This is a genomic window from Glaciecola sp. 1036 (assembly GCF_050306235.1).
Lineage (GTDB): Bacteria > Pseudomonadota > Gammaproteobacteria > Enterobacterales > Alteromonadaceae > Glaciecola.
Map to the genome: position 1 here is coordinate 41,920 of NZ_JBLWFH010000010.1, position 24,572 is coordinate 66,491.

General features: G+C 41.6%; 22 protein-coding genes. 17 read left to right on the plus strand and 5 right to left on the minus strand.

From position 1 onward, the window contains the following. Positions 1-83: 83 nt before the first annotated feature. Positions 84-671 (plus strand): carbonate dehydratase, encoded by a 588-nt coding sequence (gene can / locus ACNKW3_RS14450; protein WP_427400020.1) that lies wholly within the window; start codon positions 84-86, stop codon positions 669-671. Positions 672-808: 137 nt separating this feature from the next. After that, positions 809-2,032, plus strand: a complete 1,224-nt coding sequence (locus ACNKW3_RS14455) for a multidrug effflux MFS transporter (RefSeq protein ID WP_427400021.1) — start codon at positions 809-811, stop codon at positions 2,030-2,032. Between the two features lie 83 nt (positions 2,033-2,115). Here ACNKW3_RS14455 and ilvC read toward each other — a convergent pair whose 3' ends face one another. Continuing rightward, positions 2,116-3,594 (minus strand): ketol-acid reductoisomerase, encoded by a 1,479-nt coding sequence (gene ilvC, locus ACNKW3_RS14460; protein WP_427400022.1) that lies wholly within the window; start codon positions 3,592-3,594, stop codon positions 2,116-2,118. A gap of 162 nt (positions 3,595-3,756) precedes the next feature. Between ilvC and ilvY the strand changes: the two genes are divergently transcribed. Beyond that, positions 3,757-4,620 carry an HTH-type transcriptional activator IlvY gene (ilvY, locus tag ACNKW3_RS14465; RefSeq protein ID WP_427400023.1) on the plus strand — a complete coding sequence of 288 codons (864 nt, stop codon included), beginning with the start codon at positions 3,757-3,759 and terminating at the stop codon, positions 4,618-4,620. On the opposite strand, the gene ACNKW3_RS14470 is transcribed toward ilvY, so the two are convergent. Further along, on the minus strand, positions 4,602-6,119 hold the full coding sequence (locus ACNKW3_RS14470) for a YifB family Mg chelatase-like AAA ATPase (RefSeq protein WP_427400024.1): 1,518 nt from the start codon (positions 6,117-6,119) through the stop codon (positions 4,602-4,604). The genes ilvY and ACNKW3_RS14470 overlap by 19 nt on opposite strands. Before the next feature lie 410 nt (positions 6,120-6,529). Between ACNKW3_RS14470 and ACNKW3_RS14475 the strand changes: the two genes are divergently transcribed. From ACNKW3_RS14475 to ilvA, 3 genes are read left to right on the plus strand one after another with little or no spacing between them, the layout of a single operon-like run. After that, on the plus strand, positions 6,530-7,462 hold the full coding sequence (locus ACNKW3_RS14475) for a branched-chain amino acid transaminase (protein ID WP_427400025.1): 933 nt from the start codon (positions 6,530-6,532) through the stop codon (positions 7,460-7,462). 15 nt (positions 7,463-7,477) lie between these two features. After that, a complete protein-coding gene (ilvD, locus tag ACNKW3_RS14480) occupies positions 7,478-9,325 on the plus strand; it encodes a dihydroxy-acid dehydratase (RefSeq protein WP_427400026.1) in 1,848 nt (615 codons plus the stop codon). Further along, positions 9,325-10,857: a threonine ammonia-lyase, biosynthetic gene (gene ilvA, locus ACNKW3_RS14485; protein WP_427400027.1), complete on the plus strand. Its 1,533-nt coding sequence runs from the start codon at positions 9,325-9,327 to the stop codon at positions 10,855-10,857. The genes ilvD and ilvA overlap by 1 nt, the downstream gene beginning before the upstream one ends. A gap of 50 nt (positions 10,858-10,907) precedes the next feature. Here ilvA and plsB read toward each other — a convergent pair whose 3' ends face one another. Next, on the minus strand, positions 10,908-13,340 hold the full coding sequence (gene plsB, locus ACNKW3_RS14490) for a glycerol-3-phosphate 1-O-acyltransferase PlsB (protein WP_427400028.1): 2,433 nt from the start codon (positions 13,338-13,340) through the stop codon (positions 10,908-10,910). Positions 13,341-13,551: 211 nt separating this feature from the next. Between plsB and lexA the strand changes: the two genes are divergently transcribed. From lexA to ACNKW3_RS14515, 5 genes are all read left to right on the plus strand, one after another. After that, positions 13,552-14,172, plus strand: a complete 621-nt coding sequence (lexA, locus tag ACNKW3_RS14495) for a transcriptional repressor LexA (protein WP_427400029.1) — start codon at positions 13,552-13,554, stop codon at positions 14,170-14,172. Between the two features lie 267 nt (positions 14,173-14,439). Continuing rightward, on the plus strand, positions 14,440-15,564 hold the full coding sequence (gene coxB / locus ACNKW3_RS14500; RefSeq protein WP_427400115.1) for a cytochrome c oxidase subunit II: 1,125 nt from the start codon (positions 14,440-14,442) through the stop codon (positions 15,562-15,564). Positions 15,565-15,575: 11 nt separating this feature from the next. Continuing rightward, the gene (gene ctaD / locus ACNKW3_RS14505) at positions 15,576-17,189 is read left to right on the plus strand and encodes a cytochrome c oxidase subunit I (RefSeq protein ID WP_427400030.1); all 1,614 of its coding nucleotides are present in this window, start codon (positions 15,576-15,578) and stop codon (positions 17,187-17,189) included. Between the two features lie 60 nt (positions 17,190-17,249). After that, positions 17,250-17,831, plus strand: a complete 582-nt coding sequence (locus ACNKW3_RS14510; protein WP_427400116.1) for a cytochrome c oxidase assembly protein — start codon at positions 17,250-17,252, stop codon at positions 17,829-17,831. A 2-nt stretch (positions 17,832-17,833) separates the two neighbouring features. Continuing rightward, a complete protein-coding gene (locus ACNKW3_RS14515; protein ID WP_427400031.1) occupies positions 17,834-18,718 on the plus strand; it encodes a cytochrome c oxidase subunit 3 in 885 nt (294 codons plus the stop codon). A gap of 21 nt (positions 18,719-18,739) precedes the next feature. Here ACNKW3_RS14515 and ACNKW3_RS14520 read toward each other — a convergent pair whose 3' ends face one another. Beyond that, positions 18,740-18,949, minus strand: coding sequence for a DUF2909 domain-containing protein (locus ACNKW3_RS14520; RefSeq protein ID WP_427400032.1), 210 nt, complete (start codon positions 18,947-18,949; stop codon positions 18,740-18,742). 24 nt (positions 18,950-18,973) lie between these two features. Between ACNKW3_RS14520 and ACNKW3_RS14525 the strand changes: the two genes are divergently transcribed. The 6 genes from ACNKW3_RS14525 to ACNKW3_RS14550 are packed head-to-tail and all read left to right on the plus strand — an operon-like array spanning position 18,974 to position 23,468. Then, positions 18,974-19,702 (plus strand): SURF1 family protein, encoded by a 729-nt coding sequence (locus tag ACNKW3_RS14525; RefSeq protein WP_427400033.1) that lies wholly within the window; start codon positions 18,974-18,976, stop codon positions 19,700-19,702. Then, positions 19,702-20,259 carry a hypothetical protein gene (locus tag ACNKW3_RS14530; protein WP_427400034.1) on the plus strand — a complete coding sequence of 186 codons (558 nt, stop codon included), beginning with the start codon at positions 19,702-19,704 and terminating at the stop codon, positions 20,257-20,259. Before ACNKW3_RS14525 ends, ACNKW3_RS14530 begins: the two co-directional genes overlap by 1 nt. 15 nt (positions 20,260-20,274) lie before the next feature. Beyond that, positions 20,275-21,258, plus strand: a complete 984-nt coding sequence (locus ACNKW3_RS14535) for a COX15/CtaA family protein (protein ID WP_427400035.1) — start codon at positions 20,275-20,277, stop codon at positions 21,256-21,258. A gap of 14 nt (positions 21,259-21,272) precedes the next feature. Then, positions 21,273-22,175 (plus strand): heme o synthase, encoded by a 903-nt coding sequence (gene cyoE / locus ACNKW3_RS14540; RefSeq protein ID WP_427400036.1) that lies wholly within the window; start codon positions 21,273-21,275, stop codon positions 22,173-22,175. A gap of 38 nt (positions 22,176-22,213) precedes the next feature. After that, the gene (locus tag ACNKW3_RS14545; RefSeq protein ID WP_427400037.1) at positions 22,214-22,873 is read left to right on the plus strand and encodes an SCO family protein; all 660 of its coding nucleotides are present in this window, start codon (positions 22,214-22,216) and stop codon (positions 22,871-22,873) included. Beyond that, positions 22,866-23,468: a GNAT family N-acetyltransferase gene (locus tag ACNKW3_RS14550; RefSeq protein ID WP_427400038.1), complete on the plus strand. Its 603-nt coding sequence runs from the start codon at positions 22,866-22,868 to the stop codon at positions 23,466-23,468. The genes ACNKW3_RS14545 and ACNKW3_RS14550 overlap by 8 nt, the downstream gene beginning before the upstream one ends. Here ACNKW3_RS14550 and ACNKW3_RS14555 read toward each other — a convergent pair. Next, positions 23,465-24,544, minus strand: a complete 1,080-nt coding sequence (locus ACNKW3_RS14555; protein WP_427400039.1) for a polysaccharide deacetylase family protein — start codon at positions 24,542-24,544, stop codon at positions 23,465-23,467. The genes ACNKW3_RS14550 and ACNKW3_RS14555 overlap by 4 nt on opposite strands. Positions 24,545-24,572 lie beyond the last annotated feature (28 nt).

Sequence of the window (24,572 nt, forward strand, 5' to 3'; positions counted from 1 at the left end):
AAAGTACATTTTCAGTAACTTGTTTATACCATCAAAAAGCCTGGTTTCCAGGCTTTTTTTATATCTTGCACAAAGGTAAAGCAGTGCCCGAAATTCAAAAACTTATAGACAATAATATCCGTTGGGCAGAGGCGGTTGACGCCAATGATCCCACATTTTTTGATAAGCTATCTAAACAACAAAGTCCCATTTACTTGTGGATTGGTTGTTCTGATTCCCGCGTGCCAGCTAATCAGATAGTTGATCTATTGCCAGGGGATATTTTCGTTCACCGTAACGTGGCTAACTTAGTTATCCACACAGATTTTAATTGTTTGTCAGTATTACAATACGCAGTGGATGTGTTGAAAGTAAAACATGTCATCGTGTGCGGGCATTATGGCTGTGGTGGAGTTGAGGCTGCGCTGTCAGATGACAACCTAGGGTTGATTGATAACTGGCTAATGCACATTCGAGATGTCGCTAAACGTCATGAAGACGAACTTAAAGATCTCAACAAACACGATAAACTAACGCGTTTGTGTGAGTTAAACGTTTTGCAACAAGCCGAAAATGTGCGTAAAACCACAATTTTTCGAGAAGCCATTGCACGAGGCCAATCTGTTCGTATTCACAGCTGGGTTTATAGCTTGAAAAATGGAAAGATTACGGTTTTAGACAACCAAAATTAGTGAGTTTTCGGTTTAGGTAAACTAAAGGTGAATTTCACTTCCTAACTTACTCACTATGACTAAAAAACCTTCGTTGTAAGCGCGGTATGTGATACATTCCGCGCTTATTTTTGTTTCTGATCAGTACCTGAATTTATATGCAACCACAAGATTCACAAGACGCTCCTTTGCTCATTAAGCGACTGCCATTACCAGAGTTCATAACCCTATTGGCGTTATTGACCTCCCTTGTCGCATTGAGTATAGATGCCATGTTACCGGCATTGGATGTGATCGGTGATGAGCTAAACAGTGCTAGTCCACAAGAAAACTTTTTAATTGTTTCGCTGTTTTTTGGCGGTATGGCCGTTGGTCAGTTATTCTTTGGACCATTTTGTGATGCCCGTGGCCGCAGGCTTACTATTCTTGTTGGTTTAATTATCTTTTTGTTAGGTACACTAATTTGTTACTTATCGACTAGCATGGAAACCTTACTGCTAGGTCGTTTAGTACAAGCTTTTGGTGTTTCAGGACCTCGTATTGCTAGTATGGCACTTATTCGTGACCTCTATGTAGGCGATGCCATGGCCAGAGTGATGTCTTTTATCACTGTAATCTTTATATTGGTACCTATGGTTGCCCCTTTAATTGGCCAATTTGTGATTCAATTATATGGCTGGCGCCATATATTTACCGTTTTTGCTATTGTGACTTTGATTTCCGGTGCATGGTTTTTTACCCGACAAGCGGAAACGCTACCACGACAATATCGGGTAAAATTTAATTGGTTTAGTTTCATGCGTTCATTGTTGTTTTTAGTTAAACATCCTGTAGTAATGGGAGCATCAATAGGAATGGGCAGCATTTTTGGTGCTTTCTTGGCCTATTTGAGCGGCTCACAAACCATATTTCAAAGCATTTACGACACGGGTGAATATTTTCCATTATTGTTTGCTACATTGGCCTTTTCTATAGGAGCAGCGTCCTTTTTTAATGGGGTGATGGTACTTAAGATTGGGATGATTAAATTAGTATCAAACGCGGTTGTTTTGACCTTAATTTTTGCCATAGTATTAACTGCAATTTCGCTTTTTTATAACGGTAAACCACCCTTGTGGTTGTTTGTCACCACCATGTTCATTGGATTTTTCTTTATTGGCATTTTGTTTGGAAATCTAAACTCTTTAGCCATGGAACCTGTTGGTCATATTGCAGGTGTTGGCGCTGCTTTTATTGGCTCATTTACTAGTTTAATGGCGGTGCCCATAGGTATTTTTATTGGGCAATTTTTAGATACTTCTGTTACCCCAATCGCCATTGGTTTCACCGTGTTTGGATTTGTGACTTTGATTGCAGTTCGAATTGCGGTTAAGCAAAAATAAATTGCGCGCATAAAAAAGCCCGGCCAAATTGACCGGGCAAAAGGAGCTTAGTTAAAGCACCTAACGACAGAACTGTCTAACGTTTAAGATACAATTGCCTTCATGTCGGTCATGTATCCACGTAATACTTTTCCTATTGTCTCAACCCCGTGTGTTCTGATTTCTTCATTCACTTTTACCAAGGTCATGTTATCAACACCGTTAGATTGATTGCTTAAACCACCGCCCATGTGTTCGGTTGTTAAGCTAGGTAAAATTTGCTCGCGTAAAATTGGTACAGCGGCATTGGCGAATAAGTAGTTACCGTATTCAGCTGTATCAGAAATTACCACGTTCATCTCGTACAAACGCTTACGCGCAATAGTGTTCGAGATTAATGGCGTTTCGTGAAGCGACTCGTAATAAGCTGATTCAGGTAAAATGCCTGCTTCAACCATTACATCAAAGGCCAATTCAACACCTGCTTTGATACAAGCAACTAAGAAAATGCCTTTATCAAAGAAATCTTGGTCGCTGATTTTGCCAGAATAAACAGGTGCGTTTTCAAAACCGCTTTGCCCTGTTTCTTCACGCCATTTTAATAAGTTAGCGTCACCATTGGTCCAGTCTTTCATCATAGTCGTGGAGAATTCACCACTTAATATGTCATCCTGATGTTTTTCGAACAATGGTCTGAATGCTGTTTTGAGTTTGTCCGCAAGTTCGTGTGCTTCGATTTTTGCTGGATTCGATAAACGATCCATCATGTGGGTTACACCACCAATCTTAAGCGCTTCGGTAATTGCTTCTAAACCATATTGGATAAGTGCTGCCGCATACGCTGCGTCAATACCGTCTTCTACCATCTTTTCGTAAGATACAATAGCCGCAGCTTGTTGCATGCCACATAAGATAGTTTGTTCGCCCATAAGGTCAGATTTAACTTCTGCTACAAAAGAACTTTCTAGAACGCCAGCTCTATCACCACCGGTTGCACTAGCAAGTGCTTTAGCGATGGCTAGACCTTTGCCTTCAGGATCGTTTTCAGCATGTACCGCGATCAAAGTTGGTACACCAAATCCTCTTTTGTATTCTTCTCTTACTTCAGTCCCTGGGCATTTAGGTGCACACATTACCACAGTAATATCACTGCGAATTTGTTGACCTTCTTCAACGATATTAAAGCCGTGAGAATAACCAAGTACTGCGCCTTTTTTCATTAACGGCATTACCGCTTCAACGACACTTGCGTGTTGTTTATCAGGCGTTAAGTTATAAACCAAATCCGCATTCGGGATAAGATCTTGATAAGTACCTACTGTAAAACCATTGTCAGTTGCACGAACGAAAGAATCACGTTTCTCATCGATAGCAGCTTGACGTAATGCATAGCTTACGTTTAAACCGGAGTCACGCATATTCAAGCCTTGGTTAAGACCTTGTGCTCCACAACCAACAATCACTATTGATTTGCCTTTTAAGACTTCACAACCATCAGCAAACTCTTCACGTGCCATGAAACGACACTTGCCAAGTTGTTCAAGCTGTTGTCTAAAAGCTAGACTGTTAAAATAATTTGCCATCGTTTTTCCACATTTGCGACCACAGCCATGTTCAGCACGATCTGGGTCTTAATATTTGCGTCCCTTTTAGGACAGTGCGCAGATACTAGCCAAAGTTAAGTGTTGTTTAAAGTGAATTAAATGCAATATAATATTTCGAAATCTGAAATACTGAATTAACTTATGGATATCAAATCACTGCGTTTATTCCAACATCTTGCTAACAGTTTGCATTTTTCTAAAACTGCAGAGGCACTCTTTGTTTCACCGCCGACTCTGTCACGCGTGATTTCCAGACTAGAAGATGAAACCAAAGCAACCTTATTTATTCGGAATAACAGGAGTGTGTCTTTGACCAGTGCAGGCAAGTTATTGTTACAATTTGCCGATCGTGTGTTGCCAGAATATTCAGACTTACTACAACAACTAGACAGTCAAAATACCCGATTGTCTGGAGAACTCTCTTTATATTGTTCAGTTACAGCTAGTCAAACCTATTTACCGGCGATGCTAGATCGGCTCAGAGATCAATATCCTCTTGTGGACATTAAATTAGAGACAGGAGATCACGCGTTGGCAGTTGACCATGTACTGAATCGCCAAGCGGATTTGTCTATTGCGATACATACACCGGATTTTCCAGCCCATGTGCATTTTCAGCAAATTGATCGCGTGCCTCTAACGCTGATCGTGCCACGTAATCTGTTGATAGATAGTGTGCAAGATATCGAATGGCACAAAACCAAAGTCATTATGCCTTCTCGAGGCCCTTCAAAGCGTATAGTGAATCACTGGTTTGCTGAACATAATATTCGTCCAGATGTGTACGCCAAGGTATCAGGGAACGAGGCGATAGTGAGCATGGTGTCTTTAGGATTAGGCGTAGGTTTTGTGCCTAACTTGGTACTACAAAATTCAGTGGTGCAAGATAAGGTAAAGCGGATCAATGTATCCACTATTGAATCTTATCGTTTAGGCATATGCTATTTAAAAGAAAGAGCCAGTGAGCCATTGTTACAATCCATGAGTCAGCTATTTGTAAGTTGATCTAACATTCGGTCAAAACTTCGGTAGGAAATAGCTTCTGCTAGGTGGGCCTGTTCAATATTAGGTTTATTTGCAATATCCGCTATAGTGCGAGCGACTTTTAATATGCGGTGATAAGAGCGCATTGAGAGGCGAAGTTTATCCATGGCTAATTGAATAAACTGTGTGCATTGTGAATCTAGCTGACAATGTATTTCCACTTCTTTAGGCCCTAACTGAGCATTCAATTTTGATTGTCGTTGCATCTGCATTTCAACTGCATGGTTAATAACGATTTTGGCTTTTTCAGTGGTAATGGAAGGCAATTCCTGCTTGTTAATCACGCTTTTTAAAATATCGATCCTAGGCACATGCACTTGTAAATCAATGCGGTCTAACAAGGGTCCTGACAGTCGATTTAAATACCTTAAGGTTTGATCAGCGTTGCAACGTCCGTCATTTATATCACCTGTAGGACTTGGATTCATAGCCGCTACTAACTGAAAATCAGCTGGGTAACTGACTTTGTGCTTTGCTCGAGACAGATGAATTTGCCCGGTTTCAAGTGGTTCTCTCAAAACATCTAATACATGTCTGCCAAACTCTGGTAATTCATCTAAAAAGAGTACGCCTTTATGGGCGAGGGTAATTTCCCCTGGTACAGGATAACTGCCACCACCTACGATAGCAGTTGCTGAACTAGAATGATGCGGCTGACGGAATGGGCGTCTTCGCCAATTGCTTACACTGACCTCATTACCCACCACAGAATTGATACTGGCAACAGTTAACGCATCCTTGTCATCTAAATCCGGTAACAGCCCAATAAGCCGACTGGCAAGCATACTTTTACCTGTTCCCGGTGGACCATATAACAAAAGATTATGGCCTCCAGCGGCGGCTAATATTAGCGCGCGTTTGGCGACTTGTTGTTCTTTTACATCTGCTATATCGGGTAATAAAGGCCTTTGTTGTAATAGCTCGGGCACTTCCGCCAAGGGTAATTTTTGTTTAGCAGATAAATGCAAATACACTGACCATAAACTATCTGCACACAAGACTGAGGCTTCTTTTACTAAAGCCGCTTGCTCAGCGTTTTCAACCGGTAAGATCAAACTGCGATGGATTTTCATGGCGGCTACCGCCATAGGAAGTGCACCTTGAATGCTGCGCAGTTCACCACTGAGCGCTAGCTCACCAACAAATTCAAATTCGTCTAGATTATTTACCGGAATTTGCTCACTGGCGGTTAAAATGCCAACTGCAATTGCTAGATCAAATCGCCCACCGCCTTTGGGTAAATCAGCTGGCGCTAGATTTACCGTGATACGTTTACTTGGAAATTCAAAACCAGAATTGATGATAGCGCTGCGCACACGATCCCGACTCTCTTTAACAGTGGTTTCTGGTAAACCGACCAACTGAAAACTGGGTATCCCATTTGATAAATGCACTTCTACTGTGACCTGAGGTGCTTGAATGCCAACATTTGCTCTTGTGTATATGGTGGATAATGCCATTCGTCTTTTTGACCGTCCCTAGCCAATAAAAAATCCATATTTCCAATTTTTATTGATTTGCTCAACTGGCTCTTAGTGCAGGTGTTGCTAGACTTGGATTATTTCACTTTATGGAATATTAAGTTTTAAACATTGCAGTTTCAAAATCATTGAGCTTTCTATATCATGCAGCCATGATGCTCTTGGCTGTCACATTCAAGTATAAGCGTGGAGTATTGGTTACAAATTTCGTCAGATAATGCTGACATTTTGGGAAGTTTGTTGCTTTAGATTAAATAAGATCACATCTGTGATGCTCTGTATCTTTTATTCAGACCAATTTCTGTGATAATAGCGCCACTAAAATTCACTATACTTAGTGACGATTTTTAAACTAATCCAAACATCCAGACAGAATTTAAGGAATAACGATGGCTAAACAACCGGCTGAACTCATTTGGTTTAATGGTGAAATTATTCCTTGGCAAGATGCCAAGGTTCATGTGATGACACATGCAATACATTATGGGTCTTCGGTCTTTGAAGGTATTCGTGCATACAATACGCCAGATAAAGGTACTTGTGTATTTCGTTTAGAAGAACACAACCGCCGTTTGTTTGATTCGGCCAAAATCTATCGTATGACCATTCCTTATACTTTTGAGGAAGTTAATCAAGCCACCATTGATATTATCGCGCAAAACAAACTTAAGTCCGCTTATATTCGCCCAATTGCCTACTATGGAGATATTGGCATGGGATTACAGGTGCCTTTTGGTCAAGAAACTGAATTGACCATTGCCGCTTTTGAATGGGGCGCTTATTTGGGTGAAGAAGCACTAAAAAATGGTGTGGATGCAGGCATTTCTTCTTGGAATCGTTTAGCGGCAAATACTATGCCTACGGGTGCTAAAGCTGGAGGTAACTACTTATCTTCTCAACTTATTTCCATGGAAGCACGTCGCCATGGTTATGGTGAAGGTATTGCACTAGATGTTAACGGTTTTGTGAGTGAAGGCGCGGGTGAAAATATCTTTATTATCCGTGATGGTATTGTGTCTACAACGCCAAAAACCGCCGCTATTTTGCCAGGGATCACGCGTGATACTGTGATTACTTTGCTAAAAGAAATGGGTTATCAAATCCGTGAAGAAAATATTCCTCGTGAAGCTATGTATCTAGCGGACGAAATCTTCATGTGTGGCACAGCGGCTGAAGTTACACCGGTGCGCAGTGTTGACGGCATCAAAGTAGGTTGTGGTAGCCGTGGACCTATCACAGAAAAAGTACAAGACATGTTCTTTGGACTATTTAATGGTTCAACAGAAGATAAATGGGGTTGGTTAACACCCGTTTATAAATAAGATTAGGAGTTAGCAATGCCAAAATTACGTTCAGCAACAACCACTCATGGCCGCAATATGGCCGGCGCCAGAGCATTATGGCGCGCAACAGGAATGAAAGACGGTGATTTTGGCAAGCCCATTATTGCAATTGCAAACTCATTTACTCAATTCGTTCCAGGACATGTGCATTTAAAAGATCTTGGGCAATTGGTGGCATCCAGTATTGAAAAAGCGGGTGCAGTTGCAAAAGAATTCAATACTATAGCGGTGGACGATGGTATCGCTATGGGCCATGCAGGCATGTTGTACAGTTTGCCGTCAAGAGAAGTTATTGCTGACGCAGTAGAATACATGGTCAATGCCCATTGCGCTGACGCTTTGGTGTGTATTTCAAATTGCGACAAAATTACCCCAGGAATGTTAATGGCGGCGATGCGCTTGAACATCCCAGTGGTGTTTGTCTCTGGTGGACCAATGGAAGCCGGTAAAACTAAGCTTTCTGATCAAATCATCAAACTAGATTTGGTGGATGCCATGGTTGCTGCTGCTGATACTTCTGTAAGCAATGAAGATACAGACCAAATTGAACGTTCTGCTTGCCCAACCTGTGGTTCTTGTTCAGGTATGTTCACCGCAAATTCCATGAACTGTTTAACTGAAGCTTTGGGGTTATCATTACCGGGCAACGGATCTACGCTAGCCACACACAAAGATCGCGAAAGTTTGTTCCTTAAAGCTGGCGAAGTCATCGTTGATCTTTGTAAACGTTGGTATGGCGATGATGATGCTTCTGCCTTGCCGCGTAACATTGCAAACTTTAATGCGTTTGAAAATGCTATGAGTTTGGACATCGCCATGGGCGGTTCAACCAATACTATCTTGCATTTATTGGCAGCTGCAGTTGAAGGTGAAGTTGATTTTAGTATGCAGGACATTGATAGATTGTCCCGCAAAGTACCGCATTTATGTAAAGTTGCACCCGCAACGCCCCAGTATCATATGGAAGATGTGCATAGAGCTGGTGGTGTAATGGGTATTTTGAATGAATTAAACAAAGCTGGTTTATTACACGGCGGTGCTGCGCATATTTTAGGAAAATCCCTCGAAGAGGTTATCGCACAGTGGGATGTCACCAATACCGATAATCAACATGCGAGAGATTTTTATCGCGCAGGCCCTGCGGGCATCCGCACTACCCAAGCGTTCAGCCAAGATTGTCGTTACCCTACGGTGGATGACGATAGAGAAAAAGGCTGCATTCGAGAACAGCAACATGCTTACAGCCAAGATGGCGGATTAGCCGTGCTTTACGGTAATTTGGCAGAAAACGGTTGTATTGTAAAAACTGCTGGCGTAGATGAATCTATTCTCAAATTCAGTGGACCGGCGCGCGTGTATGAAAGTCAGGATGCAGCGGTTGAAGGCATCTTAAATGACCAAGTACAGGCTGGAGAAGTGGTCGTTATTCGCTATGAAGGACCAAAAGGTGGTCCGGGTATGCAAGAAATGCTGTATCCCACGTCGTATTTAAAATCAAAGGGATTAGGTAAGGCTTGTGCGTTAATTACGGATGGAAGATTTTCTGGTGGAACTAGTGGACTTTCCATTGGTCATTGTTCACCTGAAGCTGCTAGCGGCGGTGGCATCGCATTTGTTGAAGATGGCGATACTATTCAAATTGATATTCCAAACCGAAAAATTCATTTGGATATTTCCGAACAAGAATTTGCCAAGCGCCAGCAAGAGATGCAACAAAGTGCTAATCCGTTTAAGCCTAAAAATCGTCAGCGAGAAGTGTCTACTGCATTGAAAGTATTTGCCATGATGGCAACCAGTGCGGATAAAGGTGCTGTACGCGATCCATCAAAGATACAATATTAATGATACAGAACCAGTTAGAATATCTCGTTAAAATATTACAGGCGCCTATTTATGAGGCGGCTGTGATGTCTGATTTGGTTAACATGTCGAGGTTTTCCAATCAAATCGGTAATCAGGTTTTCTTAAAAAGAGAAGATCAACAACCGGTTAAGTCGTTTAAATTACGTGGTGCTTATAACTGTATTGCACAGTTGACCGATGAACAAAAGGCGAAGGGAGTGGTAACCGCATCTGCCGGCAATCACGCTCAAGGTGTCGCATATTCTGCCAATGCCATGAAAATCAATGCAGTGATTGTGATGCCAGAAACCACACCTGATATTAAGGTGGAAGCTGTGCGTCAATTCGGTGGTGAATATGTCACCGTAATTCAACACGGCACCAGTTTTGATCAAGCCAGTGATGAAGCAAGATCTCAGTGCGCGAAATTCGGCTACACTATGATCCCACCTTTTGATCATCCTGACGTTATTGCCGGACAGGGCACCATAGGTAAAGAAATATTAGAGCAACAAGGTGATCTTGATTACTTGTTTGTTGCCGTTGGTGGTGGTGGACTTGCCGCCGGCATCGCGGTTTATGTAAAACAAATTAACCCGAATATTCGCATCATTGCGGTAGAGTCAGATGAATCAGCTTGTTTACAAGCGGCGATGCAAGCTGGCGAACCTGTGACCTTGCCTAGCGTCGGCATATTTGCTGATGGTGTTGCGGTCAAGACCATAGGAACAGAACCTTTTAGACTGTGCCAGCAATATGTGGATGAAGTAGTTACGGTTACCAATGATGAAATTTGCGCGGCTATCAAAGATATTTTCGATGATACCCGTGTGATTGCTGAACCAGCCGGTGCACTTTCGGTCGCCGCCATGCGCAAGTATTGTGAGCAACATCAGCTCAAAGATAAGAAAATCGCCGGTATCTTATGTGGCGCTAATATCAACTTCCATACTCTTAGATACGTGTCAGAACGTTGTGAGTTGGGCGAGCAAAAAGAAGCTGTATTCGCGGTGAAAATCCCCGAAATAAAGGGTGCTTTCAAAGACTTTTGTTCTCGTCTTGGCGGCATTGTGATTACCGAATTTAATTATCGTTATTCAAGTACCGAAGAAGCGCATATCTTTGTGGGAGTTAAGCTCAAAGAGGGTCGTGCCGAGTTAAGCCGGTTAATGGACAATTTAAATGAAGCTGGCTATACCTGTTTCGATTTATCCAATAATGAGCTGGCTAAACTACATGTACGACACATGGTTGGCGGTCGTCCAGTGACCAAAGTAAAAGAAAGTATCTATTCTTTCTCATTCCCAGAATACCCTGGTGCGTTAATGCGATTTTTAACCACCTTGGGCGAACAATGGAATATCACTCTATTCCATTATCGCAATCATGGGGCAGCACAAGGTTTGGTGTTGGCTGGCTTTGAGGTTACAGACGAACAACGGCCGTTGTTTGAACAACATCTTAGTGCATTAGATTATGCAGCCCAAGAACATACAGACGACCCAGCGTATAAATTCTTTTTGGCTAAATAACGTAACCAAAAATTACCAAAAGCGCGCTATTTAGCGCGCTTTTTTTATGACTACATTTGCTCTAGATGCTGCACAATTTCTGGCCATACCAAGGGCATTATAACTTGTTTTAGACTGATTGAGTTATCTGAAAATGCCAAGGTGCCGTCTGCTTGGCTATCGAGTAAATTGTTATCTTTTAAAGCATTCACAAAGGTACTGAGCACATTCTTGTCATAAAATTCTGGGGATTTTAAACCATATAGCGATGACAGGCGTTCAGCCACAGTTACAGCTTGGCGTTCTAATTGAGCGCGACCTATGGATTTTTCGTTTTCCAACACACTTAAAACAACAGCATACCGCTGCCAAGTTTCTTGCATAGTGCGGCTTAGTAGCCATGCAGGATTGAACAAATGACTGGAAGTGTCTGGAGGTGATAAATACTTACCCGCCTGCACCAATAATCCGCGTTCTTTAAAGTATTGAATTAATGATTCGGCGTATTCAATCGCTTCCTCTTGAGTTTGATGCATAAAAAACTCACGCTTCAACAGAGGGAAAAGTTGTTCAACAGTATGCAGAATCTGTTTGCGTTCAATCCTTTTATGCACAAAAGCCACTGCCATAATCAAACTGGCGATACTGAACATGTGAATTATGTTGTTTCGATAAAATGTTAGCAACACCGCCGCGCCTTCTTTTGGTGATACCATGGTGCCGTATTTGTCCTGAGTTTGTTGAAATCTATTTAAGGCAAGCGTGCGATTGACTAGAGCATCAGCGGTTTCGTCGGGTAGTGTTGCATCCTTACTATATGGCACGGCTTCAAACATCTTTAAAAATTCCGCAATCGCGTCTTTAAGTTCCCGTTTACTGGCCACATGAGTTTTTGAGCTCAATAAGCATAAGGCCACTATGGCGGTGCCGTTTATGGCTGAAGCTTTATTGATGCGGGTCATCACCTGATTAGCCAAGCTGTTCACTGCAGGCGTTAACCACTGAGGTTTTTTATCCTTTTGCTGAGACTGAGCGCGCCAATCCGGCACAGCTCCGTCTAAAAATTGGCTCAATTGAATAGGAGCACCAAAGTTTACAAACCCATGGCCATAGTTTTTTAATTTGCGGATGGCAGAAAACACCTGAGCAGGAGATTCTTTCTTTTTCGACTTACCCGTCAGCTCTTTCATGTAGCTTTTCACTTCCATGACATGCTCATAACCAATATACACTGGTACAATTGACACCGGGCGGTTAATTCCTTTGGTCATGGCTTGAATCGTCATTGCTAACATGCCTGTTTTTGGCGGAAGCAAACGTCCCGTTCTGCTTCTTCCGCCTTCAGGAAAATATTTAACTGAATACCCTTTATTGAAAAGTAATTCTAAATATTCTCTAAAAACTGCGGTGTAAACTTTATTCCCACCAAAGCTTCGACGTAAGAAAAAGGCGCCGCTTTTACGGAAAATTGGACCTGCTGGCCAAAAGTTTAAGTTTATACCCGCAGCAATGTGGGGCGTTACTAAGCCTTCATGATAAATGACATAGGTTAGTAACAAGTAATCCATATGACTTCTGTGGCAGGGTACATAAATAATTTCATGCCCATTTTTGGCCAATTCACGCACGCGTTCTGCGTGTCCTACATCTATACCGTCGTAAATTTTGTTCCAAATACGGGTAAGAATTCTGTCACCAATGCGAATTAAGCCTTCGCGATAATCTGCAGCAATTTCATCTATATAAGCACGAGCATCTTTTCGGGCTTTTTCAGTAGAAATACCTTTTTGGCTGACTTCTTCTGCCATGGCAGCCTTAACAGACTCTGAGCCCAAAATTGAATTATACAGGGTTTGTCTTTCTAATAAGGTGGGCCCGCTTAAGGTTTGACGTTTACGTTGAAAATGTGTGCGTGCAACGCGCACAAGTTTTTGTGCAATCTGTTTATCACTACCATGTAAGTCAGCGAGTTGTCGTGTCGATACCGCCTGAGAATAACTGACAAAATTATCCCGGCCGAAAAATATCACTATCATGGCTTTGCGCAGCCAGTTAGGCGAGGCTTTGCTAGCGAATAGCTGGGCAAATCCAGATTTTTCCTTTCCTGCAGAGCGTCCCCATGTAATAAACACAGGCACAACTTGAAAATCTAAATCTTTTTGTTCCCGATGAAGATGAAATAATTCAGTTAAGATATCTTCAATTGCAGTGGGTTTTACTTTACGGGTTAAAATACTTTGAGGGCGTTCAAGAAAAAAACGCCTTTTGGTTTGATAACCGCCAATATCTACTACGTCTTGAGGATCAGGTAACCCCAATTGTTTTACTGACTTAGATAAAGCGATCTGATCAGTAAACGACTCTGTTTGCAGTAAATATAGAATAGGTTTGGATTTGTCGATGCCCAGTTCTTTTTCGACATCTGCCGGTACACTTTTTACTGACACTAGCCAGCTGATTGGCTTTTCCAACAGCCATCGAAGCGCAGCTCGAATAGGGTTCATGTTTGCTCCATCACAAATTTCTAAAACGATCCTACCATGTAGTTATTTACTTACCCTAATACTAGATGGCTTAGTAGTAGACCGTTGTTTATTCTTAGTCGTTCATTATAAACCAAATTTTTTACAAGCTAAGCTTTTGATTATCAACAGTTGCGTTTTAATTCACATTGGTTATACTGCTCACATAACTGTATAGAAAAACAGGCTGTTTATGCGTCCACTAACTCAACGACAACAGGAAGTACTCGATCTTATCAAGAGCACTATGCTCGATACTGGTATGCCACCAACGCGCGCAGAAATTGCAAGGCAATTGGGGTTCAAGTCGGCAAATGCTGCTGAGGAGCACTTAAAAGCCTTGGCTAAAAAGGGGGTAATTGACATTTTACCCGGAACTTCCCGTGGGATTAAACTGAATTGCGCATTAGATGATGAAGTTGAAGAAGGCTTGCCTTTGATTGGTAAAGTAGCGGCCGGTGAGCCCATTCTAGCGCAAGAGCATGTGGAATCTCACTATAAAGTTGATCCCGCTATGTTCCATCCCAATGCTGATTACTTGTTGCGCGTACAGGGAGAAAGTATGAAAAACATCGGCATTATGGATGGTGACTTATTGGCTGTGCATAAAACTAAGGATGTACGCAATGGGCAGGTGGTAGTTGCCCGAGTGGACGAAGATGTTACTGTGAAACGCTTAATCCAGAAAGGCTCTCAAGTCATATTGGAAGCGGAAAACGATGACTTTGCTCCGATCAAGGTTGATCTAGCTTCACAATTTTTCACTATTGAAGGACTTGCAGTTGGTGTAATTCGCGATTCCAATAACTTCTAAAAATTTTAAACAAAAATTAACAAAAAAGCGGCTTTAATGCCGCTTTTTTGTTCAAATCGGTCAAATAATAAACTGTAAATATAAAAAAACGCCAAATCTCACTACTTTTTTTAAAAAATCTCTTTACGCCAAGCTTTTATTGGTTAATCATTGTACACTTATTCACAATCTGATAACAAAAAACAAACGTGAATGTCGATTTCAGGAAATTAGCATTGTTTTATGGATATCTCGGGGGAGAAAAGTGTGAAGTCACTCAAAGCCGTAATGGGATTATTAACGCTATGTGTACCTTTCTTCAGTTTTGCCCAAAGCGCAGCTGAACGATCTGACTTAAACTTAAGGCGCGGTGTCACTGATATCAGTGATCAGGTGTATGGGTTACACATGTTGATGTTTTGGATATGTGTTGTCATTGCTGTCATTGTGTTTGGTGTGATGTTTATAGCTATGCTTAAACATCGCAAGTCGAAAGGGCATGCACCAGCCAATTTTCACGAAAATGTAAAAGTAGAAATTGCTTGGACGGTTGTGCCTTTTATCATTTTGATTGTGATGGCAGTACCTGCTGCTAGCACTTTGATGGACATGGAAGATGTCAGTAAGCCTGACCTCAGTATTGAAGTAACTGGCTCTCAATGGAAATGGCATTATAAATACATGGACCGAGAGGTCGAATTTTTCTCTTTATTAGCATCTCAAAGAGAGCAAATTGAAAATAAATTTCCTAAAGGTGAAAACTACTTATTAGAAGTTGATCGTCCTTTAGTCATTCCAACCGGACAAAAAGTCCGCTTCTTAATCACTTCCGATGATGTTATTCACAGCTGGTGGGTTCCTGATTTTGCAGTTAAGAAAGATGCTAATCCTGGGTTTATTAATGAAGCCTGGACCAGAGTCAATGAACCAGGGGTGTATCGAGGACAGTGTGCAGAATTGTGCGGCAAAGACCACGGGTTTATGCCAATTGTCGTGATTGCAAAAGAACCCGCTGAATTCGACCGTTGGATTGATGAACAAGAACGCATTGCTCAAGAAAAACGCGCCGAAGAAGAACGCCTACTTGCAATGAATATGAGTAAAGAAGAGTTAATGGCCTCAGGTGAGCAGATTTATAACTCGGTGTGCGCAGCTTGCCATCAACCCTCAGGTGAAGGTTTGCCCGGGGCTTTCCCTGCACTTAAAGGTTCTGCATTTATATTAAATGACCGTCAAGGCCATATCGACGTTGTGGTTAATGGTCGTGCTGGTACTGCCATGCAAGCCTTTTCTAAGCAATTGAGTATGTCTGAAATTGCGGCGGTTGTGACTTATACGCGAAATGCTTGGGGGAACAACACAGATGATCTTGTGCAAGCAAAAGACGTTAACGATTTAATTCAAGGTAAATAAGGGGCAAGAGCATGGCTACAGTAACAAATACTCCAGCGGACACGCACACTGCCGATCATGGACATGATGATCACCATCATGGAGCACCCAAAGGTATTTTACGATGGGTGTTGACTACTAACCATAAGGATATAGGCACCCTTTATTTGTGGTTTGCTTTTATTATGTTTTTGGTTGGTGGTGCAATGGCAATGGTCATTCGTGCCGAACTATTCCAGCCTGGTCTACAAATCGTTGACCCGAACTTTTTTAACCAAATGACCACAGTCCACGGTTTGATCATGGTATTTGGCGCAGTAATGCCAGCCTTTACCGGTTTGGCAAACTGGCTAGTACCTATGATGATAGGTGCGCCAGATATGGCGCTACCGCGGATGAACAACTGGTCATTTTGGATATTGCCTTTTGCTTTCTTAATACTACTTTCCAGTTTATTTTTAGAAGGCGGCGGTCCAAATTTTGGCTGGACCTTCTATGCTCCATTATCAACCACTTATAGTGGTGATAGCACTGCCCTGTTTGTGTTCTCGGTACACATTATGGGCATAAGTTCTATCATGGGCGCAATCAACGTAATTGTTACTATTTTGAATATGCGCGCACCAGGCATGACATTAATGAAAATGCCTATGTTCGTATGGACCTGGTTAATCACGGCATTTTTGCTTATCGCTGTAATGCCAGTGCTAGCTGCTGCAGTGACTATGGTGTTAACAGATAAATTCTTTGGTACTAGTTTCTTTGATGCAGCTGGTGGCGGTGACCCGGTTATGTTCCAGCATATTTTCTGGTTCTTTGGGCATCCAGAGGTTTACATAATGATATTGCCAGCGTTTGGTATTATTTCTCAAATCGTACCAACCTTTTCGCGTAAAAAGCTCTTTGGCTACGCGTCAATGGTATATGCAACGGCTTCTATTGCGTTGCTTTCGTTTATCGTGTGGGCGCACCACATGTTTACGACCGGTATGCCAGTCGGCGCTGAAATGTTCTTTATGTTTGCGACCATGCTGATATCTGTTCCCACCGGTGTAAAAGTATTTAACTGGGTCGCCACCATGTGGCGAGGGTCCCTCACCTTTGAAATTCCCATGATGTTTGCGATTGCCTTTATTGTACTATTTACCATTGGTGGATTATCTGGCTTGATGCTTGCCATAACACCTGTGGATTTCCAATATCATGATACATATTTTGTGGTCGCACATTTCCACTATGTATTAGTAACAGGTGCAGTATTCTCAATAATGGCAGCCGTCTATTATTGGTTACCCAAGTGGACGGGCAAGATGTTTGACGTCACTTTGGCGAAATGGCATTTCTGGTGTTCGTTAATTTCAGTTAATGTGCTTTTCTTCCCTATGCATTTCGTTGGCTTGGCGGGTATGCCAAGACGTATTCCTGATTATGCGTTGCAATTTGCTGATTTCAATAAATGGATAAGCATCGGTGGTTTTGCATTTGGTCTTTCACAACTGATCTTCTTAGTTCTGATAGTCAAAGCATGTCGCAAACAAGGTGAGCCAGTTACGGATCAAGTATGGGAAGGCGCCGAAGGTCTCGAGTGGGAAATTCCATCGCCTGCACCTTATCATACATTTGATACACCGCCGGTAGTGAAATAGGCGTTAACGCTCATGGCAGTAGAAGAAACTAACTCTGACAATCAAAAGGACGCTGGTGATATGCCTACCAATACCCAGCGTCCTAATCATGCTAAAACCGTTGGCAAATTGGTATTTGTTGTGGTTGCTATGTTCGGGTTTGGTTTCGCTTTAGTACCACTCTACGAAGTGTTTTGTGAACTCACGGGTATCAATGGAAAAACATCTGATACCGCAGCAGTTTATGAACCTATAGAAATAGATAAAACTCGCACTATTACAGTGGATTTTATTACCCGCACCAACACTGGCATGCCTTGGGAATTTAAGGCTGTGACTAAACGTGTTGAAATTAATCCTGGGGAGCTAAGTGAAGTCGCATTTTATGTGCGAAATCCAGCTTCTAGAGACATTATTGCCCAAGCGATTCCGTCTGTATCACCGGGACAAGCGGCACTCTATGTGAATAAAACCGAATGTTTTTGCTTTCGTCATCAGCCTTTAAAGTCAGGTGAAGAAGCTGTTATGCCAATGGTTTTTTACATTGATCCTCAACTACCTGAAGACATCAATTATTTTACACTTCAATACACACTTTACGACATTACGGAAAGAGTAGATGAACCAGTGGATGTCGCAATGAACTCAATTCAAGGGAGATAGCTATGGAACATACTGAAAAATATGAAAAATATTACGTTCCAGCACAAAGTGTTTGGCCTATTGTTGGCGCTCTTGCGTTATTTCTTATCGCAGTAGGTGCTGGTAATTATGTAGTAGAAGTTACGCGAGGTGAGTCAGGTTTTGGTGGATATGTACTAGCCACTGGGCTCTTTATTTTGTTTGTGATGGTATTTGGTTGGTTTAAAGATCAAATTCATGAATCAATGAGTGGTATGTACAGCGCGCAATTAGGACGCTCATATCGTCAGGGTATGGCGTGGTTTATCTTTTCAGAAGTCATGTTCTTTGCAGGCTTCTTTGGCGCATTGTTTTACGCTCGAGTAATTGCAATTCCATGGTTGGGTGGCGCATCTAACAACGCTATGACCAATGAGGTCTTATGGCCAAGCTTTGAAGCTATGTGGCCTTTAGTTAGCACGCCTGGCGGTATTCAAACCACTGCTATGGGTTGGTATGGATTACCACTGGCTAACACTATCATTCTGCTAGTGTCCTCAGTAACTCTGCATTTTGCTCATGTTGGCGTAGAGCAAAATAAAAGAGGACAAATTAAAGCATGGCTAGGCATTACTATTTTACTTGGCTTAGTGTTTTTAGTCTTACAGGGCTATGAATACTACCACGCTTATACTGACCTAGGGTTGACCTTGCAGTCAGGCATATACGGAAACACCTTTTTCTTGTTAACGGGTTTCCATGGAATGCACGTTACTTTAGGAACTATTATCTTAATCGTGTTGTTCTTAAGAGTATTTAAAGGGCACTTTACACCTGACAATCATTTTGCGTTTCAGGCGGGAAGTTGGTATTGGCATTTTGTTGATGTTGTTTGGTTAATGCTGTTTTTCTTTGTCTACATTCTTTAGATAAGGGTAAAACAGAACTAACTAATAGGGACGCGGATTTGGAGTAATAATGCCGGTGGCTATTGCAAGTAAAATCAAACAAAGAATGATTACTGAAGCAATAAGTCTGCGTCCTATAAACTTGCTCATCGGCTCTTTACTTTCTCCTTTCATCATAATCATCATTGCTTTAAACAGATTATATATTACGAAAAGTAACAGGCCACCGATTGCTATTTTTATCACTAACATTTCAACACTCCTTAGGTAACGGCAATGACAGATTCAAACAAAAAGCCGTTTCCAATAGTCGTCACCATAGTCGCAATTGCCGCAATTGTCATTATGTTCTTTTTAGGTTTTTGGCAATTAGATCGTAAACAACAAAAAGAACAAAGATTGTCGCAAATTGAACAACGTTCTAAACAAGACAACCTGAGCCTTGTAGAAGTCAGTGCAGCGCCTAGCGAGTTTCAAGACTATCAAGTGTTGCTCACAGGCCGTGCTTTAGAAGCCACCTTTCTTATTGATAATAAAATTTATCAAAGCAAGGTTGGTTATCAATTAGCCCAAGCAATAGAGACAACTACAGGCATTGTGATAGTCAATTTGGGTTGGATTCAAGGTAACAATACAAGAGATAGTCTTCCCGATTTTGTGCCTCTTACTGGAAAGGTCGAAATGACAGGAATCGTTAGTATTCCAAGTGATAATCTCTTTGTCTCAGAGACGCAAACTCAACAAGCTGAATATCCAGTGTTGTTGCAGCAATTAGATCTAACTGAGGTGTCTAACCAAATAGGCCAAGCAGTGTTACCTTTTGTTGTTTTGGCTTCGCCATCACAAGAAAGTCTCTTCGTTAGAGACTGGCAACCTGTGGTGATGTCTCCTGAAAAGCATTTAGGTTACGCAGTGCAATGGTTTGGATTAGCCATCGCTGGATTAACCGTTTTTTTACTCAGCATGGGTAAATACTATAAACAGCCAATAATAGAGGATCCCTAATGGCAACTAAAAAGCAAAAAACCAGTATAGTGTTACTCGTTTTGGTGTTTGCACTTCCTGTCGTCCTTGCCAAATTTGCATTGGAATTGGATTGGTTTAACAAGGGAGCCACCAATAAAGGCACCTTGCTAAGTCCCACCTTAGAGGCAGAAAGCCTGTTATTGGATGCCCAACGCAAATGGCATTTAATGTATGTGTTGCCAGAGAATTGTGAGCTTTCTTGTCAAAATGCGATCTACGCTATTTCACAAGTAAAAACTGCAGTAGGTAGAGAAAGTGATAGAGTTAATGTATTGGTTATTACCACTGAACAAAGCGATGACCAAGCAGTTGCATCCTTAGCAACCGAAAACACCATTGAAGTGTTAAGAAAAGATGCTGAAAATGTAAATAATGTGTTTAAAGATGTGGGCGTTGATGCTATTTTTATCTCTGATACTTTGCACAACGTTGTGCTCTCTTATCCTGTGACACAGGATAAAGATCAAGCCATTATGGATAGTCGGGACATTCTTGCCGATTTGCGAAAGCTGTTAAAACTATCACGCATTGGTTAGTTGAAGGGAATAAGAATGAAAAAACTAACGCTGGTAAGCATTTTTCTCGCTTTGTTGGTTATTGTATTGGGTGCTTATACTCGACTAACCGATGCCGGCTTAGGCTGCCCTGATTGGCCGGGATGCTACGGCCACCTCATTGTACCGCAAGCAGAACATCACATAGAAGCAGCCAATGAGGCCTATCCGGATCGACCAGTAGAAGCACATAAAGCATGGAATGAAATGATCCATCGCTATTTTGCGGCTACCTTGGGCTTTTTCATTCTAATTATATTTATTACCAGTTTTTTCAAAAAATTCCGCAATGCGAATACGCCATTTTTTCTTCCTTTGATCCTATTCTTGATGGTCTGTTTCCAAGGCGCCTTAGGAATGTGGACAGTGACATTAAATCTCTTGCCGATAGTTGTTATGGGACATTTACTCGGTGGTTTTACTGTCCTCACATTACTATTTCTACTCTATTTGCGCCTTACGCCTTACCGCATTCCTGGCGGGGATCCACAGATAAGAAAATTTGCCAAATACAGCAGTATCGGCATCTTTTTACTTGTGGTGCAAATAGGATTAGGTGGATGGACCTCCGCTAATTATGCGTCACTTGCTTGTACCGAATTACCCATATGTGAAGGCGAATGGGCGTCACAACTTGATGTGATGGGGGCGTTTTCTATCCCTGCTGCTGATAACTATGAATTTGGTGTTCATCCTTATGAGGAACGCATGACAATGCATGTATTTCATAGGTTTGGTGCCTTGGTGCTTATTGTGTATTTAAGTTGGCTTGGGGTCGGAATTTTACGCAAAGCAAATTCAGGTTTAATGAAACAACTAAGTTGGTTAATGCTATTTATTTTAAGTGTGCAAGTAGGATTGGGTGTGAGTAATGTAGTTTATTCACTGCCTTTAATTGTCGCTACTTTACACAATGCAGTAGCCGCATGTCTTTTATTGGTGCTGGTGATGATGACCTACACCATATATCGAAAATATTAAGAAGGATTCAGTGGATGGCCAAGCAAGCAATATTAAAAAAGCCGATCACGCAAACTGCTAATTGGCGCGACTATTATGAATTAACCAAACCGCGCGTTGTGATGTTGCTATTACTTACAGCTCTGGTTGGTATGTGTTTGGCAACGCCGGGATGGATACCTTTGCAAACATTATTTGCAGGCATCTTGGGTATAGGCATGTTGTCTTCATCGGCAGCGGTAATCAATCACGTGGTAGATCATAAAATAGACAGTGTTATGGCACGTACCTTTAATCGTCCCGTGGCTAAAGGAAAGGTCTCCCCGCAAAAAGCGTTAATCTTTGCTTTTTTACTCGCAGTAGCAGGTTTTGCGTTATTAGCTTTCTACGTCAATATGATAACGGCTTGGTTAACACTAGCAAGTTTAGTGGGTTATGCAGTGATTTACACCATGTATCTTAAGCGTGCAACACCACAAAATATCGTAATCGGTGGCCTAGCTGGGGCCGCTCCTCCTTTATTAGGTTGGACTGCGGTTACTGGTGAGATTCATGCATACGGATTACTATTGGTGCTGATTATATTCACATGGACGCCACCACATTTTTGGGCATTGGCTATTCATCGTGAAAAAGATTATGCAAAAGCTAACATTCCCATGTTACCCAATACCCATGGCATTGAATTTACCAAAACTTGTGCCCTGCTTTACACCTTCTTATTGTGTTTGGTCTGTTTGTTACCCTATTTAGTGGGTATGAGTGGTTTAATCTATTTGGTTGGATCTTCGGTGTTGAATGCTTGGTTCTTGTATTTAACTTGGAAACTTAAGTTCAACCCAAGATCTACAACGGCTATGCAGACATTTAAATTCTCAATTATTCATTTAATGGTGTTATTTATCGTTCTGCTGGTAGATCACTATGTTAGTATTTAATCTATAAATAGATAAAGAGTGGGTTAACGGTTGTCTTTATGCAGAACAAATGGGTTGTTTTATTAGCGGTTTTTGCTATTAGTTTAGGGGTGATTCTAGCTATATATATTGCACCACCTTCGACAAACGATGGTCAATCTTTACACCAACAGACTCAATATATTAGCTGGTACCCTGAGCCTCGGAAATTGTCAGATTTTGAGGTCACCCAACACACTGGCGAAGCAATGACAAACCAAGATCTTCAAAATAAGTGGACCTTGGCATTTGTTGGCTACACGTTTTGCCCAGATATTTGTCCCACTACGTTGGCCGAATTAAACAGCGTTTATCCACAATTGACCGAAAAAGTGCAGGATGTGCCGTTGCAAGTATGGTTTTTATCTGTGGATCCTAAAAGAGACACTGTGGAACGTCTTAATGAATATGTAAATTACTTCAATACGGATTTTATAGCGACTACAGCAACCCACGATGTTTTATTTCCTTTAGTGCGAAGTATGGGAATGATGTATTCATTATCTGAAAGTACGGAGAACCCAAACTATTTGGTAGATCACAGTGCTTCAGTGGTATTGATTAACCCTCAAGGTTATATCGTCGGACGATTTAAACCTAAACACATTCCAGGCGAACTGGCGGTAAGTGATATGCAACAAGTACTTGCCGACATGTCTGTTATTTTGGGGCATGGCTGAACTTAGGCAAGGGAGCCCAGAATTCGCCGAAGCTCTGGGACCTCTCATTTACTCGGCCGCACCAGAGTTGTTAAATTTTATTTTTAAATCTGAGCGTGAAGCGCTAAATTTCTTTGCTCTGGCTTTGCCTGAGTCTGATGGACAATTCAGTGCTTATCGTCATCAAATTGCAGTACATGATGATAAATGTATAGGTTGTATTAGTTTTTGGTATGAAGAACTACCCCAGTCTTTTCATTTGGCCACTATCGATAGTTTACAGAATCACCTTAGTTTAGAAGCTCTACAGCATTTATTATCGGTCAATCCCTACTTAGTTGCTTTATTTCCCCCACCTATTGATTCAGAGTTATGCATAGGACATTTAGCTGTTTTATCTGAACAAAGAGGACGAGGCATTGGTAAGAGCTTACTTAATTTTGCAAAGCAACAAGCGATGGCTTTGCAAAAACAACGCTTGGTATTAGATGTGAATGCAGCCAATACTCAAGCATTAGCGTTTTATCAAGAATTTGGTTTTACTTGTGTTAAGCAAACCGAGTTTACTCACACTGGAGATAAATTTGTGCGTATGCACTTTGACCTCACTAGCTAATCGGGGTAGTTTCCGTTTTTGTTTGGCGTGAAGTAGGGAACGCTATACCAGAAGAAACGCCCATTAAGATGTTCACTGGGCGCAGTGCAATTAATGCGGATGCGCCCAGGTGAGAATTGATGATTTAGCGCTACCTTTATTTGCTCGTTTTCGGTTTGGGTTGCTAAAAGGTTACCTTGGAAATAACAGGTAGCTTGATTAAGGCGGATGTCTCGACTGTGTTTAAGGTTAATTTCAATACTGTTAAGCTTATCAGACAGCGCTTGTTCAGTGGCAAACGGGGAATACGTATCCACTGACATGGGTAAACTTTCAAGCTTAACTTTTAAGGTGTTCAAATTGGCATATATGCCAGCTGCGGGAAAGCGTGGAATGGCACCCATATCTGTATCAACGCCTACAGCACCAGAATGTTGAGCAAAGCCAAGAAAACCTTGTTGCAAAAGGGCTTGTTTCAATTTGTGATTAAATTCACCAAAGGGGTAGGCCAACCACTTTTTTGAGTATCCGAGTTTTTCATTGAGAAGATTCTCTGCTTCTATAATGTTGTTCATTACTCGTGAGAGCCACTGGTTTTCCGTTTCGTTTTGCTGTTTGTTAAGAAGGTGAATGTGTCCGATAGTATGATTAGCATAAGTCGCTAATGAGGACATCTCTTCTAATTGTTGCCAACTTAATTGACTACTAGTGGTTCCAATGGTGTCTGGATTTACAAAAATAGTGAAAGGAAAGTTGTATTTTTTTAATAACGGAAAACCATTTTCGTAGATGTTTGCATAACCATCATCAAAGGTAATGGCAACGGCATTATCAGGTAATTTGGTTTTCTCCTTAATCGCCTTAACACCCTGTTCCAAACTGATAACATTATGATTAGCGGCCAAATGAGCCAAGTGTTTCTCTAATTGGGACGCAGAGATACTTGTGACTGGTGGCGTGTTTTCACTTACATGATGATACTGCAAGATGGTAAAAGTTGGAGATTGCTCAACGGAACTGGCGACGTCTTGATTAGCCTTGGCTAGAGTAAACGTAAAAAGTAACCCGAAAAGAGCAAAGGCTTGGTATAATTTCATCTGGACGTCAATCTCCCTGTTTAGGATT

Excerpts from the sequence above, each read along its gene's own strand:
- ACNKW3_RS14455 (WP_427400021.1), top strand. The coding sequence starts at position 809 with ATGCAACCACAAGATTCACAAGACGCTCCTTTGCTCATTAAGCGACTG.
- ilvC (WP_427400022.1), bottom strand. The coding sequence starts at position 3,594 with ATGGCAAATTATTTTAACAGTCTAGCTTTTAGACAACAGCTTGAACAA.
- ilvY (WP_427400023.1), top strand. The coding sequence starts at position 3,757 with ATGGATATCAAATCACTGCGTTTATTCCAACATCTTGCTAACAGTTTG.
- ACNKW3_RS14470 (WP_427400024.1), bottom strand. The coding sequence starts at position 6,119 with ATGGCATTATCCACCATATACACAAGAGCAAATGTTGGCATTCAAGCA.
- ACNKW3_RS14475 (WP_427400025.1), top strand. The coding sequence starts at position 6,530 with ATGGCTAAACAACCGGCTGAACTCATTTGGTTTAATGGTGAAATTATT.
- ilvD (WP_427400026.1), top strand. The coding sequence starts at position 7,478 with ATGCCAAAATTACGTTCAGCAACAACCACTCATGGCCGCAATATGGCC.
- ilvA (WP_427400027.1), top strand. The coding sequence starts at position 9,325 with ATGATACAGAACCAGTTAGAATATCTCGTTAAAATATTACAGGCGCCT.
- plsB (WP_427400028.1), bottom strand. The coding sequence starts at position 13,340 with ATGAACCCTATTCGAGCTGCGCTTCGATGGCTGTTGGAAAAGCCAATC.
- lexA (WP_427400029.1), top strand. The coding sequence starts at position 13,552 with ATGCGTCCACTAACTCAACGACAACAGGAAGTACTCGATCTTATCAAG.
- coxB (WP_427400115.1), top strand. The coding sequence starts at position 14,440 with ATGGGATTATTAACGCTATGTGTACCTTTCTTCAGTTTTGCCCAAAGC.
- ctaD (WP_427400030.1), top strand. The coding sequence starts at position 15,576 with ATGGCTACAGTAACAAATACTCCAGCGGACACGCACACTGCCGATCAT.
- ACNKW3_RS14510 (WP_427400116.1), top strand. The coding sequence starts at position 17,250 with ATGCCTACCAATACCCAGCGTCCTAATCATGCTAAAACCGTTGGCAAA.
- ACNKW3_RS14515 (WP_427400031.1), top strand. The coding sequence starts at position 17,834 with ATGGAACATACTGAAAAATATGAAAAATATTACGTTCCAGCACAAAGT.
- ACNKW3_RS14520 (WP_427400032.1), bottom strand. The coding sequence starts at position 18,949 with ATGTTAGTGATAAAAATAGCAATCGGTGGCCTGTTACTTTTCGTAATA.
- ACNKW3_RS14525 (WP_427400033.1), top strand. The coding sequence starts at position 18,974 with ATGACAGATTCAAACAAAAAGCCGTTTCCAATAGTCGTCACCATAGTC.
- ACNKW3_RS14530 (WP_427400034.1), top strand. The coding sequence starts at position 19,702 with ATGGCAACTAAAAAGCAAAAAACCAGTATAGTGTTACTCGTTTTGGTG.
- ACNKW3_RS14535 (WP_427400035.1), top strand. The coding sequence starts at position 20,275 with ATGAAAAAACTAACGCTGGTAAGCATTTTTCTCGCTTTGTTGGTTATT.
- cyoE (WP_427400036.1), top strand. The coding sequence starts at position 21,273 with ATGGCCAAGCAAGCAATATTAAAAAAGCCGATCACGCAAACTGCTAAT.
- ACNKW3_RS14545 (WP_427400037.1), top strand. The coding sequence starts at position 22,214 with ATGCAGAACAAATGGGTTGTTTTATTAGCGGTTTTTGCTATTAGTTTA.
- ACNKW3_RS14550 (WP_427400038.1), top strand. The coding sequence starts at position 22,866 with ATGGCTGAACTTAGGCAAGGGAGCCCAGAATTCGCCGAAGCTCTGGGA.
- ACNKW3_RS14555 (WP_427400039.1), bottom strand. The coding sequence starts at position 24,544 with ATGAAATTATACCAAGCCTTTGCTCTTTTCGGGTTACTTTTTACGTTT.